Source organism: Pseudoalteromonas atlantica, assembly GCA_007988745.1.
Taxonomy (GTDB): Bacteria; Pseudomonadota; Gammaproteobacteria; order Enterobacterales; family Alteromonadaceae; genus Pseudoalteromonas; species Pseudoalteromonas atlantica.
The window spans coordinates 27,193-41,247 of the sequence record BJUT01000038.1; the positions used below are offsets into that span (position 1 = coordinate 27,193).

Consider the following 14,055-nt stretch of genomic DNA (forward strand, 5'->3'; position numbering starts at 1 on the left):
TGTTACATTTCAATTAATTAAACCGCCACCAGAAGAAAAAACAATGAAAAAAAAGCTACTCAGCGCCTCCGTTGCACTTATGTGTTTAGGAAGCTTTAACGCGCAAGCCCTTACTTATATATCAGCTAAAGCCATGGTAGATGTACAAACTGGCGAGGTTATTCAATCGCCGCTGATCACCATTGATAATGGGGTGATCACTGATGTTGCACAAAACAAAAAGCCGAGCATGAGCAAAAATGATCAGCATATTGATTTACCTGAGCTCACTTTAATGCCGGGCCTTATGGATATGCATGTACATTTGACCAGCGACCCTACGGTATCTCGAAGTGAGCGTTTAAGTCAGTCGGTACCGCGCATGGCCATTAAAGCCGCGCACTTTGCTAAAAAAACATTACTTGCTGGTTTTACAACCCTCAGAAATGTAGGGGCCGAGGGCTATAGCGTGATTGCAGTGCGTGATGGTATTAACGCCGGAGATATTGTAGGCCCGCGTATTTGGGCAGCTGGCCCTTCGCTTGGGATCACAGGCGGACATTGCGATAATAACCGTTTACCACCGGAGCTAAAATACACTTCAACAGGGGTAGCCGATGGCCCATGGGCTGCACGTGTAAAAGTACGAGAAAACATAAAGTATGGCGCTAATGCCATTAAGTTTTGCGCCACGGGGGGCGTTTTTTCTAAAGGTACAAAAGTGGGTGTACAGCAGTATTCATTTGAAGAAATGAAAGCCATTGTAGATGAAGCCCATATGCGTGATTTACCTGTAGCCGCTCACGCACATGGCACAAGTGGTATTAAAACAGCTATAAAAGCCGGCGTAGATAGTATTGAACATGCCAGCTTTTTAGATGATGAAGCCATCGCACTTGCTAAAAAACATGGCACGTGGTTATCAATGGACATTTATAATACAGAATACACACTGAGCTATGGTGAGCAAAATGGGGTAGATGAAGAAAACCTCAATAAAGAACGTCAAGTGTCTAAAAAGCAACGCGACAGCTTTAACCGCGCAGTAAAAGCCGGTGTAAATATGGTATTTGGTACCGATGCTGCTATTTACCCTCATGGCGATAACGCCAAACAATTTAGCCGTATGGTTAAATTTGGCATGAGCGAACTACAAGCAATACAGGCTGCCACCATTAACAGTGCAAAGCTATTAAAAATGGATAGTAAACTGGGTCAGCTAAAAACAGGTTTTGCAGCCGACATTATTGCTGTAAAAGGTAATCCACTTAAAAATATCTCTGTGCTTGAGCGCATTCCTTTTGTTATGAAAGCAGGCGTTGTTTATAAAAAATAGTCATTAATTAATGTATTATTTTACAAAAGCATGAAAGCTTACACTTTCATGCTTTTTTATTTACCGCATTAATTTAACCTTAAATTTACTTTTTAGAACAACAACTCACCTACTACGCAATTAATTTCACTTTTTTAGAATTTTTTATTCACTTAACGAATAATAACTATTACCATTCGCACACTTTATGGAATGCGAATAATTATCAATATGAAAAAGTTCAAATACTCTCTTGTTACACTTGCGTGTTTAAACGCATCATTAGCGGTTGCTGCAACAACGGCTGAAAAAGACATTGAGCGCATCAGCGTTTACGAAAAACAAAACCAAGTTGTAATGAGCTCAGGCCTTGCAACTAAATCAGACATGTCGTTAATGGAAACACCGGCACCGGTTGTTATTATTGACCGTGAACTTATAGAGTCACAAGGTGTAGATAGCCTACAAGAACTTGTACGTAATGTAAGTGGTTTAACTCAAGCCGGTAATAACTACGGTATAGGCGACAATTTAGTCATTCGTGGTCTTGATGCTAATTACACTTACGATGGTATGTATGGCGGTGCAGGCTTAGGTAATACATTTAACCCAACTCGTTCACTCACTAATGTTGAGTCGGTTGAAGTACTTAAAGGACCTGCTACCGGTTTATATGGTATAGGCAGTGCTGGTGGTGTTATAAATCTGATTGAAAAAAAGCCAGAGTTTGAAGAAAAACATAAAATATCTGCCGAACTTGGCCAGTGGGATAGTTATTCACTTGCCTTTGATAGCACCAATGCGATTACCGATGACCTAGCGTATCGCGTAATGGCTAAAACGGCCTCAAGCGATGGCTTTCGTGATTTAAAAGAAGACCGCGACGAAATTTATACCTCGCTTAAATACATACTAAGTGACAAGCAAGATATCATGCTCTCTGCTGCCTATATTAAAGACTCAATTGCAGTAGATTCTATTGGCCACCCTATTCGAATTTATAATGCAGAAACCGCCAATGGTTTAACTGCAGGTGAAGTAACTGGCGCAGATTTAGTAAATGACCCATCTGGTAATGGTGTTCAATTAACTGCGGCTCAACAAACACAATTGGCAGATTCGCTTTCATCAACCGATGGCCTTACCCCGTACGATTTTGGTACTAACGGTATTATCTCTCCTATGGCGGATGATAATGAAGGTGAAGAGCTTCGCTTTAAGCTAACCCATAATTACTTTATTACAGATGATTTATTTTTAAATCAGCAGTTACAGTACCGTAACTACACATCAAGCTTTGCTCGTCAAACTGGCGCGTTTAATTACGTGTATTCAACACGCGATGGCATTATAAATAACGACCCGCGTGCCCCGTTAGTTGAAGACGGTGTGCTTTACCCGTTTGCAGCGCGACGCCAAGAATACCGCCAAGTCGAAGCTGATGAAAAGTCATGGCAGTATTTCTTAGATTTACGCTATGACTTTATGTTAGGCGACGTGGATAACGAATTACTGATTAATGCAAACTACGAAGACAGAGACATTCGCTTTAAACAGTACTCTATTTACGATGCAGACAAAGTTATTTACGACAGCGAAGGAAATGTACTTTACCAAGGCACGCTGCCATATATTTATGATATGCGCTCGCCAAATTGGCCAACAGGTAGTTTTGATGACTACGACCCGCTAAAAACCAGTGACTACAATAAAAAAGTACAAGCGTGGGGCTTAGGTATTCAGCACGTAGGCTATATTACTGAGCAGCTTACAACTCGAGTTGGTGTTGCTTATAATCGCATTAAGCAAACATATGAGCACTATGGTGTAGATGAGCGTTATAGCTCAAGCCGCGCTGAGCCAACGCCTGAAGCAAACACATCAGACAGTGGCTTAACTTATAACTTAGGCGCAACGTATCAGCCTACTGAAAACTTTTCCGTGTTTATTAACCACGCTAAAGGCCGTACTGCCTACAGTGTATTAGGCTCAGTAGCAGGTACAGAGGCCGACCGTGAAGACTCTGAGTCTATCAGTAACGATTTAGGCTTTAGATTTAAAGCATTTGATGATCAGCTTTTAGCATCACTGGTGGTATTTGAAAGCGCGCGTACAAACCTTGAATACACAAACCCACTGTATGAAGCCGGTGTGTCTGGACCTGATGTAGTAGAGAGCTACTACGATGGTGAAGAGCAAACCAAAGGCGTTGAACTCGATTTAAATGCGCACTTAAACGAGCAATGGAAAGTAAATGTAAACGGCGTATACCAAGATGCCCGCGATAAATCTAATCCAAATAGCAGCAGTTACGATACGCGCCAAAAAGGCGTACCGTATGTAACGGCAAGTACGTGGGTTACCTACTACGCCGATATGTTTAACCTACCTGAGGCTGTTAACATAAGTGGCGGTATTACTTTTGTAGATAACAGAAGCACAAACTCTAGCTCGTTTAGTATTCCTGATGGCTATGTACCAAGCTACACGGTGTACGACGCAGCAGTTTCGTACACCACTGATAAGTGGCACATGCAGCTTAATTTAAACAATTTATTTAATAAAAAGTACTACTCTAAAGCCATGTTTTTAGGTGGTATGCCAGGCGAAGAGCGTAATGCAAAACTAAGTTTTAGCTACACACTTTAATAGTTTAGATGTTTAAAAAGCACGGTTTTGTTTTTTCCAAACCGTGCTTTTTTGCTGTAGCTATTTAATTAAATAGTAACAACAATTCGGCCGTTAATTTCACCTTTAAGCATATCATCAAAAATTTCGTTAATATCCTCTAACCGTTTTTCTTCAATAATGGCTTTTATTTTACCTTGAGCTGCAAACTCTAAACATTCTTGTAAATCCTTACGTGTACCAACAATGGAACCGACTACCGAGACGCCATTAAGTACGGTATCAAAAATAGGTAGCGGCATATCCTCTGGAGGTAAACCGACTAATACACACTTACCACCACGGCGTACACTTTTATAAGCTTGTTCAAAACCTGGTTTAGATACAGCGGTACACACAACCGCGTGTGCACCACCTACTTGCTCAAATATTGCTTCACTCGGTATAACATGTTTAAAATCAAGTGTTATATCGGCTCCCAACTCTTTTGCTAGAGCCAATTTAGACTCTCCCGTATCAACAGCTATAACATTAAAGCCCATAGCTTTTGCGTATTGCACGGCTAAATGACCAAGCCCACCTACACCCACAATAGCGACCCAATTGCCCGGTTTTGCGCCTGAAACTTTTAATGCTTTATACGTAGTAACACCTGCACAAAATAATGGTGCAGCCTCAGCAAAACCTAAACCATCAGGAATTTTTATAACGTAATCGCCATGAGCTAAACAATACTCTGCATAACCACCGTCAATTGAGTAGCCTGTATTATGTTGAGATAAACAGAGGGTTTCTTTACCTTCTAAACAAAATTCACAATGTCCGCAGGCACTATAAAGCCATGGTACACCTACTCTATCACCAACTGATAAATGCTTTATGTTACTGCCGACTTCTTCAATAATACCCACACCTTCGTGCCCGGGTACTAACGGCATTTTGGGTTTTACAGGCCAGTCGCCATGACATGCGTGTAAATCGGTGTGGCAAACACCACAAGCCGCTATTTTAACTAACACATCATTAATACCCACCTGTGGTTTAGGAAGGTCTGTTATTTGTAATTTACCTTTATACTGAGTATTTATTGCAGCTTTCATAGTCATTCCATCGCAATTGAAAAAAATAAAAAAAGGATTTATTTATGTATTGTTGTGTGTACAACATACCCCAATATAGATGTGCAAATATTAATCTAAATCATACTTTAGTCTTTAAAATCGATTTATAAAGTAGCTAAAATCTTGCTATCCAAAATCAGCGTGCTAGCATTACTTTCTGAATTTACTGAAACTTAAAAAGCTATGAGTCTATCTGAAAAAAACTTAGCCTTTGTTATGCACTGTGGTGAAATGGGCAGCCGTTGGGGTTTCAATCGTACGATTGGCCAAATGTGCGGTTTACTGATCATCACCAAAGAGCCCATGACCGCAAATGAGATTGCCGATGCGCTAAGTATCTCGCGTGGCAATGTAAGCATGGGAATTAAAGAGCTCCAGTCATGGCAATTAATTAAAGTGCATCATATCCCTGGTGATCGTAAAGAATATTACGCCCCAGCGGGTGAAATTTGGGATATGGCTAATCGCGTATTTGAAGAGCGTAAAAAGCGTGAAATAGACCCTACCCTAAGTTTGCTGCGTGATAACCTTTTAGACGAAGCAAACAACGAAGAAGAGCGCTATGCACAAAAGCAAATGGGCGAAATCCACAACCTACTCGAAACGGTTACTAAGTGGTCTTCAGAGTTACAACGCTTAAGCCCAGAGCAGCTTAATAAGCTAATGAAGCTTGGTTCAGGAATTGGCAAGGTTATCGATTTAAAAGATAAAATATTTAAAAAAGAACATGATTAAACAAATAAAAAAAGCCGCTTAGCGGCTTTTTTTATCTCACAACAGCGTATAAATTATATTTTTGGATAACCAATTCTATCTGATAGATAGCCCACGCTGGTGGCAAAGTAATATGAGCGGTTCCAGTGCATAAACACTTTGTAGTTATCATACGCTAAGTACATACGCCCATTAATGTCATCAGGCATTACCAGTGCAGCGCGTACATCAACATTAGGTAAGTCAGACCCGTCAGCTTTGCGTACACCCAGTGCTTGCCAGTCTGCAAGCGAGCGCTCTGAGTCGTTCCAATATTCTAACCATTGCTTACGTGTTTTAGTGCCACGTTTTAGCACGTATTTACTGTCAAAATTTTCAGGTAATTTTACCTGGCGACCCCAAGTTAGTGAGTCATTCCAACCTTCTTGTTTTAAATAATTGGCAATCGATGCAAATGCATCCTCTTTGGTGGTCCAAATATCTTTACGGCCGTCGTTATTGTAATCAACAGCGTAGGCGTTAAAAGAGGTAGGCATAAACTGAGTTTGCCCCATTGCTCCAGCCCAAGAGCCTTTAAATTTATCAAGCGTAATATGGCCTGACTTTAAAATATCTAATGCTGCCCAAAGCTGGCGCTTATAAAGTGCTTCACGACGACCATCAAAGGCAAGCGTCACTAGCGATGAAATAACATTATGGCCACCTTGTATTGTGCCAAAGTTACTTTCAAGGCCCCATAATGCCACTATAAAGCGTGCTTGTACGCCAAACTCTTTTGCAACTTGTTCAAGTACATCTTTATTTTCTGCGTAGAGTTTACGTGCACGATCTATTTTCCATTGCGGTACACGTTTTGGTAAGTAGGTTTCGAGGGTTTCTTTAACCTCTGGCTGGTTTTTATCAGCCGATACAACTTTTTCTTTGTATGAGGCAGTCGCAAATGCATCGTCTATTAACTTGCTATCGTACCCTTTTGCAATGGCCTCTTGTTTTAAGTCACTTAAATAAGTTTGAAATTCGGCCTGCGTTTTAGCAACTACAGAGCCACTTAAACACACTGAGCATAAAATTACGGCTAACTTTTTAATCACTATCAACTCCGTTTTCTTTTCGTAATTGGCTAAGTAAATTTTCTTCCGGCGGTGGAATTTGCAAATAGTAACCCTTGTCTGGGTCAGCTAACGCTGCTTTTACTGTATCAAGGTCGGCACCGCCTAAATGATCACGCTTTGCTAAATTGATAATCATTACATAAATAGGTTGACCAAACATAGCCAGTAAAGGTTCAGGCACTTTACTAAAATCATCTCTTTTTTCAACAAATAAGAAGGTATCCGCTTTTTTCTTACTTTTATATACCGCAGTGAGCATAATGGCCCTATTTAATCTTGCTTAACATTGCCGCACACTATAACATGAGAGTAATAATAAGTTAGAAAAATTAGATTAGAAATTTCATTAAAGGCCTTATTCAGCCTACGTTTATCTAAAATTAATTTCTAATCAGACAAATCAATTGAGCGTGTATGTCGGAACAAATTTTTGAGCTAAAAGGGAACCTTTTCACGTTGTCAGTATTGCATCTTTATAGCACTGATATCGCCCTTCTAGCAGAACAGTTGTATGTAAAAATAGCACAAGCTCCTCGTTTTTTTGAAGGAGCGCCTATTGTTGTTAATTTAGAAGAAATTAAAAACAGCTCACTTGATTTTGTACATTTAAAATCTCTCATTGAGCGTATGAGCTTTAATGCTGTGGGTGTTTGTAATGGCTCAGATGAGCAACACACACAAGCTAAAGCCGCTGGCCTTTCTGTACTAAATTACTCGCAAGATGCTAAAAGTGCACCCGTTAAACAAGAGGCGCCAAATACCTCTATTGTTGAAAAAAACGTGTACCTACCTGCGCAAGTAATTAATGGCACGGTACGCTCAGGGCAGCAAGTTTATGCAAAAGACAGAGACTTAATTGTACTTGGTGCAGTTAGCCATGGTGCAGAAGTAATAGCCGATGGTAATGTGCATATTTATGGCACCTTACGCGGGCGTGCTATTGCAGGTGCAAAAGGGATTAAAGACGCCTGCATTTATTGCCAAAAGCTCGAAGCCGAATTGGTTTCAATTGATGGCAATTACTGGATCAGCGACTCATTACAAGGTGAGCACTGGGGCAATGCAGTACAAATACAACAAAAAAACGAATCATTAGAAATTTCAGCTTTGGTTAAAGGATAAATCTCATGGCAAAAGTAATTGTCGTTACCTCTGGTAAAGGCGGTGTTGGTAAAACAACATCAAGTGCTGCAATAGGCACCGGTTTAGCTTTAAAAGGCTATAAAACAGTTATTATCGATTTTGATATTGGCTTACGTAATCTAGATTTAATTATGGGGTGTGAGCGCCGCGTAGTATACGATTTTGTAAACGTAATAAACGGCGAAGCCAACCTAAATCAAGCGCTTATTAAAGATAAACGCGTTGAAAAATTATTTTTACTACCCGCATCACAAACACGTGATAAAGATGCCCTTACCCGCGAAGGCGTAGAGCGCGTTTTAAACGAACTAAAAGAAGACTTTGACTACATTGTGTGTGATTCACCTGCAGGTATTGAAGCCGGCGCAATGATGGCGATGTACTTTGCTGATGAAGCAATTGTGACAACAAACCCTGAAGTATCTTCGGTTCGAGATTCAGACAGAATTTTAGGTATTTTACACAGCAAATCAAAACGTGCTGAAGAAGGCCTAGAAAATATTAAAGAACACCTATTATTAACACGCTACAACCCTGAGCGAGTTGAAAAAGGCGAAATGTTATCGGTAGAAGATGTTAAAGATATTCTGTCGATTCCTTTACTTGGTGTTATTCCTGAGTCGCAAGCGGTATTGAGTGCGTCTAATTCAGGCCAACCAGTAATACTTGATGGTGATTCAGATGCAGGGCAAGCATACGCTGATGCAATCAATCGCTTACTCGGTGAAACAGTCGATTTTCGCTTCTTAGATGTTGAGAAAAAAGGCTTATTTAAACGGATTTTTGGAGGTTAATGTGTCTTTACTTGACTACTTCCGCTCAGAAAAGAAAAATAGCGCGTCATTAGCAAAAGAGCGATTGCAGATCATTGTCGCGCACGAGCGTTCGCAACGCGGAACACCGGATTACTTACCACAATTAAAACAAGATATTTTAGATGTGATCCGTAAGTACGTAAATGTAAACACTGATGCAGTGCAGGTACAGTTTGATCAAAACGAAGATGATTTAGCGGTACTTGAGCTCAACGTGACATTACCTGACGAAGAGAAAAAGTAGCACAACTAAAAGCGGCATTTTAAATGCCGCTTTTTGCTTTACACACTCACTACACGTATGTGGTGCATTGTGTTGTGTTTTAAATTTAAAAGTTTACACGTAAACCAAGTAAAAACTCATGGCTTGCTGCACTGTCAATTTTAAAGCCATCGGTAAATGCATCTTGCCCCGTTTGCACGTCACCAAATTCAATGTATTGATACTCAGTGTATAACGACATAGTTTTAGTTATTTGATAGTTAACCCCTGCACCAATATTCCATGTAAATTCAGTTGAATCGTCATCAGCATACGCATCGTAATAGCCATCAACATTTCCATCGAATGCGTCAAAGGCGCTAATGCCTGCACCACCTAATTTTGCAGAATAGCTGTTATCGGCAACCCCTAACCCTGCTTTAATATAAGGCGTAAACGCGGTACTGTTATCAAAATCGTAAAAGCCTTCAATTGTATAAGTGGTAGTTTTTAAATCCCCCTTTAATACATACTGCTCACCTTCGCGTGCACCCACGCCAACTTTTGTATCGCTATAGTCAGTATCATGATAGCTAATACGCGCCTCTACTCTAAATTGAGGATTGAACTGATAACCTAAACCAATACTGCCTACACTGCCCTCACCGGCATCAAATTCAGATGGAAAATCGGCATCTACGGCAATATTGTTACCAATGGCTTGAGAGTCATTTGCTTGCGAACTATAGCCTACATGTGCAGTTCCATAAAACCCCTCTGCACTAGCTAAAGTAGGCGCGGTACACGCTAAAGCAATTGCTGCAACTATAGTTTTTTGTAATGTGTTCATTGTTATTCCTGATTTTTTTAACAGCCAAATTATTGGGCTGTAAGGCTAATGTTGAATTCGCAGTTAATATAACTTTTAGATACACAAGCGAATAGATACAATAACGGCACAATACAATTCCGACTTTCAGAACAATGATTAACTATTTACGACACATGGCTATTTTTGCCAAAGTGGTTGCTGGCGGTTCATTTCGTATTGCAGCTAAGGAGCTTGGCATAGCACCTTCACGTGTTAGCCATAGTGTTTCTGACTTAGAACAGTTTTTAGGCGTCACTTTATTACATAGAACAACCCGTAAATTGTCGCTTACCCCTGAAGGTGAAAAATTTTACGCCCACGTAGAAAACATAACAAAACACGCAGAGGCAGGTTTGAACGAAATTAACTCTGTGGGTGATGAGCCTATAGGGTCTTTAAAAATATCGCTGCCCGCCTTTTTAGCAAGCTCCGAAATTTCGGCCGCGATAGCAGAATTTGTGCAAACATACCCAAAAGTGAACTTGTCTCTTAATTACACAGACCAAGTAATAAATATAATGGATGAAGGGCTTGATTTAAGTATTCGAGTTGGCTGGCTTGAAGACAGCTCACTCATGGCGCGTAAAATTGGAGAGAGTAAACGCTTTTTAGTTGCTTCAAGTAAGTACGCGAGTAAGCATCAACCCCCTACGCACCCAAACGATTTAAAACAGTGGGATTGGTTTCATTTTAGTATGCGCGGCAGCACTGTAGATTTTACCTCTCCAAATGGCGAAGTGGTGTGTATTTGTGAAAAGTCGCGCGTAAATGTAAATAGTGTCCCGTCCTGAAATAGGTTGACGGTTTTAATGAAAGACTTGGTGCGAAAGCGCCAGGTCTTTTTTATGCACTTGATTTGGTGTTTTCATATCCAAACTTAAGTGCGGTCGCATTTCATTGTATATAAATATCGATTCTTCAACGAGCTGTTTTAACTCTGCCATATTGCGACATTTATACAGTAAAACTCTTGCTTTAATATCCCGTTAATACGCTCTGCTAATGCGTTTTGATAACAGTCATACCCATCGGTCATCGATGGTCTAATGCCCTCTTTTAATAGCGCATTTTGATATACTTCAGAGCAATATTGTAAACCTCTATCTGAATGATGAATGGCATCACGTTTATATACGCGTTGCTTAATTGTCATTTCTAATGCTCTGACTACATCAGTTGCTTTCATTTCATCACTCAGCTCATAACCCATTATTTTTCGACTGTAAGCATCAGTGACTAACGATAGGTAATGCACGCCTTGCGCTGACTTTACGTATGTAATGTCACTAACGAAGACTTCCTCGGCCGCAGTAGGCATGTATTCCTTTAGTAAATTAGGATGCTTGCGCATCCAATGGTTACTGTTTGTTGTTTTAGTGTAATTTTTCTTTGGTTTTACAAGAAAGTCATGCTCTCTCAAATAATCAAAAAAACAATCACGACCTAGTTTAATGCCACGCTCTTGCAGGTCTGGCTTTATCATCAGATAAAGTTTCTTCCCACCAATACGAGGCATGAATTGCCGCCAGTACATCACTAATTCTTTGACTGGCTCCAATTCTTTATTCCGAGCATCTACTCTGCGCATAGCTTGATAGTAACCTTGTCGCGTTATGCCATATGCACGGCATAACGGAGTAAGCTTTATTTGATGGTTTTCTTTTGCGCGCGTGATAGCTCCGATATGTACTTTTTTCGCAAGCCCGCTCCATATTCTTCATCCATAATATTAATCATTTCATCTTTGATTAAATCCTTTAGGCGTAACTCTTCTATCTCGCGCTCTAAACGTTTAATTTTTTGTGCTGGGGTTTCTTTCGATTTAGGCATGTTGGCTATATAAGTTGGTTTAGACCAATCTAATTTACCATGTTTTCGCAGCCATACCAGAACGGTACTGCGGCCTTGAATGCCGTAATGACTTTGCGCTTGTTTATAGGTGAAGTCGCCTTTTTCTACTTGCTCAACAATAGATAATTTAAAGCCTAATGTATAATCTCGCTGAGTACGCTTAACGTCTTTAGTTTTAGTGGTTTTCATAAAATAAGTCCTAAATGTGTAAACACATTTCAGGACAAGACATAGTGCACTTGCAATAAGTCACTTTGTATCTGAAAACTTGGGTCTTGGCATATTGCCCGAAAACCTAGTAAAAAAACAATTAGCACGAGAAGAGCTCATTCACATTTTACCTAACTGGCAACTTAAGCCGCTTGGTTATTACGCGGTATGGCCAAATAATGCACGCAGAGAAAACCTAACACTATTATTAGTACGCTTTTTAGCTAAGCGCGGTTTAGTAACCGCAGAGGATTAAGCAAGTACCCCTTAAGTGAATATGTTATTATTGGCCCATTACTTTGCTTTATGCCTGCTATTACTTTGCTATGTTAAATCACGCTTCTTGTTTTACTTTATTTGATTGCTCTGTAGATTCTATACCGCTTCCAGATAAATTTACGTTTCCGTTTTACTACCAGCCTCATCCGTTATCTGTTTTAGCCGCAACACAATTGCAGCAGCAACTTGAAACGCATTTACCGTATAACGAAAATGACAACAGCAATACAGCAACGAATGATGGCAAAATGTTTGGTGTACTGGTTGTACAAAACCAGCAACAACAACTTGGCTTTTTAGCGGCGTATTCAGGCCAGCTTGAAAATTTAAATACCGATATAAAATGCGTGCCTAATGTATCTACAATGGCACTGGAAGATGTGAGTTATTTAAAAGAAAGTAAAATAATTAACGACATAAATGCGCAAATACATGCCCTAGAGAATGCAAGTACATTGAATAAATTAACAGCGTCATTAAATGCCGATAAAGCCGCGTTTGATCAGCAGTTACACTCTCAACAAAGCGTAATGCAAGCCAATAGAAAAGCACGTAAAAAAGCGCGCAGTGCACTTGTAATTGAGCACAGCCAAGCAATAACGCCTGAGCAACAAGCAAGCTTGAATGAACTGGCCAAACAAAGCATAGAAGATAAAAAACACTATCAAAGCATAAAAGATCACTGGCATGATAAAATAACTCAGCAACAGCAGGCGCTTAATGCCCTACACGACGAAATAAAACAGTTAAAAAAGCGCCGTAAAGTTTTATCTAAAAACCTACAAAAGCGAGTGTTTGCTCAGTACCAGTTTTTAAATGCAGAGCATGAAGTTAAAGATCTCAATGCCATATTTGCAGCATTGCCAGAGCATACTCCGCCATCAGGTGCTGGAGATTGCGCTGCGCCCAAGCTATTACAATACGCTTATCTTAATAATTTAAAGCCAGTGGCTATGGCTGAGTTTTGGTGGGGGCCCGCACCTAAATCGGCAATACGCCAACATAAAAACTATTACCCTTCTTGCTACAGTAAGTGCCAACCTATTTTATCGCACATGTTAAAAGGCCTCAGCATAGAAGATAACCCGCTACTCGTTAACCCTGCTGAAGGTAAAACGCTGCCGATTGTCTATCAAGACGATGATATTGTTATTGTAAACAAACCCAGCGAGTTTTTATCTGTACCAGGTGTCAATATTGAAGATTCTGTGTATTTACGTATTCAAACGCAATTTCCACACGCTACAGGCCCGTTAATTGTGCACAGACTAGATATGTCTACATCAGGTTTATTAGTGGTGGCGCTCAATAAACGAGCCCACAAAGCACTACAAAAGCAATTTATTGCCCGAACTATTGATAAACGTTACATTGCGCTGGTTGATGGTATTGTGCCTAAGGACAGTGGCAAGATAGAGCTGCCATTGCGACTTGATTTTGACGATAAGCCACGCCAGCTTGTTTGTTATAAAAACGGCAAACCCGCACTTACTACATGGCAGGTGCTTGAACGTAAAGACAATATTACACGCCTACAGCTCTACCCTAAAACGGGCCGCACTCACCAATTAAGGGTACACTGTGCTCATCACTTAGGGCTGAATATGCCTATTATTGGTGACACACATTACGGTAAAAAAGCCAACAGGTTACACTTACATGCCGAGTATTTGGCGCTAGATCACCCTATTACACATAAGCGTTTAACGTTCTGCGTAGCGCCCGATTTTTAATACCAATTCGCATAATTAAGTGATCTATTTTGAGGATGGAAAAACGTGTTGATAGCAAGGCAAAAAAATCGCTATTTAGTTG

Annotated in this window: 13 protein-coding genes and 1 pseudogene; 9 read left to right on the top strand and 5 right to left on the bottom strand. The window is 40.2% G+C overall.

Going from position 1 to position 14,055, the window contains the following annotated elements; genetic code table 11:
* Positions 1–43 precede the first annotated feature (43 nt).
* Positions 44–1,315, top strand: a complete 1,272-nt coding sequence (locus PAT01_RS14425; RefSeq protein WP_154945691.1) for a Xaa-Pro dipeptidase — start codon at positions 44–46, stop codon at positions 1,313–1,315.
* 210 nt (positions 1,316–1,525) lie between these two features.
* Positions 1,526–3,943: a TonB-dependent receptor gene (locus PAT01_RS14430; RefSeq protein ID WP_138577165.1), complete on the top strand. Its 2,418-nt coding sequence runs from the start codon at positions 1,526–1,528 to the stop codon at positions 3,941–3,943.
* Between the two features lie 68 nt (positions 3,944–4,011).
* Here PAT01_RS14430 and adhP read toward each other — a convergent pair whose 3' ends face one another.
* A complete protein-coding gene (gene adhP, locus PAT01_RS14435; RefSeq protein ID WP_138577167.1) occupies positions 4,012–5,022 on the bottom strand; it encodes an alcohol dehydrogenase AdhP in 1,011 nt (336 codons plus the stop codon).
* Between the two features lie 204 nt (positions 5,023–5,226).
* Between adhP and PAT01_RS14440 the strand changes: the two genes are divergently transcribed.
* Positions 5,227–5,778, top strand: a complete 552-nt coding sequence (locus tag PAT01_RS14440) for a GbsR/MarR family transcriptional regulator (RefSeq protein WP_004586357.1) — start codon at positions 5,227–5,229, stop codon at positions 5,776–5,778.
* Between the two features lie 53 nt (positions 5,779–5,831).
* Here PAT01_RS14440 and PAT01_RS14445 read toward each other — a convergent pair whose 3' ends face one another.
* Together PAT01_RS14445 and PAT01_RS14450 are read right to left on the bottom strand one after the other, a co-directional pair.
* Entirely contained in the window at positions 5,832–6,848 is a 1,017-nt protein-coding gene (locus PAT01_RS14445; RefSeq protein WP_004586358.1) for a lytic murein transglycosylase, read from the bottom strand.
* Positions 6,841–7,128 (bottom strand): YcgL domain-containing protein, encoded by a 288-nt coding sequence (locus PAT01_RS14450; protein ID WP_064387256.1) that lies wholly within the window; start codon positions 7,126–7,128, stop codon positions 6,841–6,843. The genes PAT01_RS14445 and PAT01_RS14450 overlap by 8 nt, the downstream gene beginning before the upstream one ends.
* Before the next feature lie 155 nt (positions 7,129–7,283).
* Between PAT01_RS14450 and minC the strand changes: the two genes are divergently transcribed.
* From minC to minE, 3 genes are read left to right on the top strand one after another with little or no spacing between them, the layout of a single operon-like run.
* Positions 7,284–7,991, top strand: a complete 708-nt coding sequence (gene minC / locus PAT01_RS14455; protein ID WP_004586360.1) for a septum site-determining protein MinC — start codon at positions 7,284–7,286, stop codon at positions 7,989–7,991.
* 5 nt (positions 7,992–7,996) lie between these two features.
* Positions 7,997–8,806, top strand: a complete 810-nt coding sequence (gene minD / locus PAT01_RS14460; protein WP_024031716.1) for a septum site-determining protein MinD — start codon at positions 7,997–7,999, stop codon at positions 8,804–8,806.
* A gap of 1 nt (position 8,807) precedes the next feature.
* Entirely contained in the window at positions 8,808–9,071 is a 264-nt protein-coding gene (gene minE, locus PAT01_RS14465; RefSeq protein WP_004586362.1) for a cell division topological specificity factor MinE, read from the top strand.
* 85 nt (positions 9,072–9,156) lie between these two features.
* On the opposite strand, the gene PAT01_RS14470 is transcribed toward minE, so the two are convergent.
* The gene (locus PAT01_RS14470) at positions 9,157–9,879 is read right to left on the bottom strand and encodes an outer membrane protein (RefSeq protein WP_154945692.1); all 723 of its coding nucleotides are present in this window, start codon (positions 9,877–9,879) and stop codon (positions 9,157–9,159) included.
* A 134-nt stretch (positions 9,880–10,013) separates the two neighbouring features.
* Here PAT01_RS14470 and PAT01_RS14475 point away from each other — a divergent pair, with 134 nt between their 5' ends.
* Entirely contained in the window at positions 10,014–10,691 is a 678-nt protein-coding gene (locus tag PAT01_RS14475; protein ID WP_154945693.1) for a LysR family transcriptional regulator, read from the top strand.
* Positions 10,692–10,706: 15 nt separating this feature from the next.
* Here PAT01_RS14475 and PAT01_RS14480 read toward each other — a convergent pair.
* Positions 10,707–11,940 (bottom strand): annotated as a pseudogene (locus PAT01_RS14480) (IS3 family transposase).
* A 55-nt stretch (positions 11,941–11,995) separates the two neighbouring features.
* On the opposite strand from PAT01_RS14480, the gene PAT01_RS14485 reads away from it, so the two are divergent.
* Positions 11,996–12,217 (top strand): LysR substrate-binding domain-containing protein, encoded by a 222-nt coding sequence (locus tag PAT01_RS14485; protein WP_318299758.1) that lies wholly within the window; start codon positions 11,996–11,998, stop codon positions 12,215–12,217.
* Positions 12,218–12,287: 70 nt separating this feature from the next.
* Complete coding sequence (locus tag PAT01_RS14490) at positions 12,288–13,973, top strand: RluA family pseudouridine synthase (protein WP_154945694.1); 1,686 nt, start codon at positions 12,288–12,290, stop codon at positions 13,971–13,973.
* Positions 13,974–14,055: the final 82 nt, after the last annotated feature.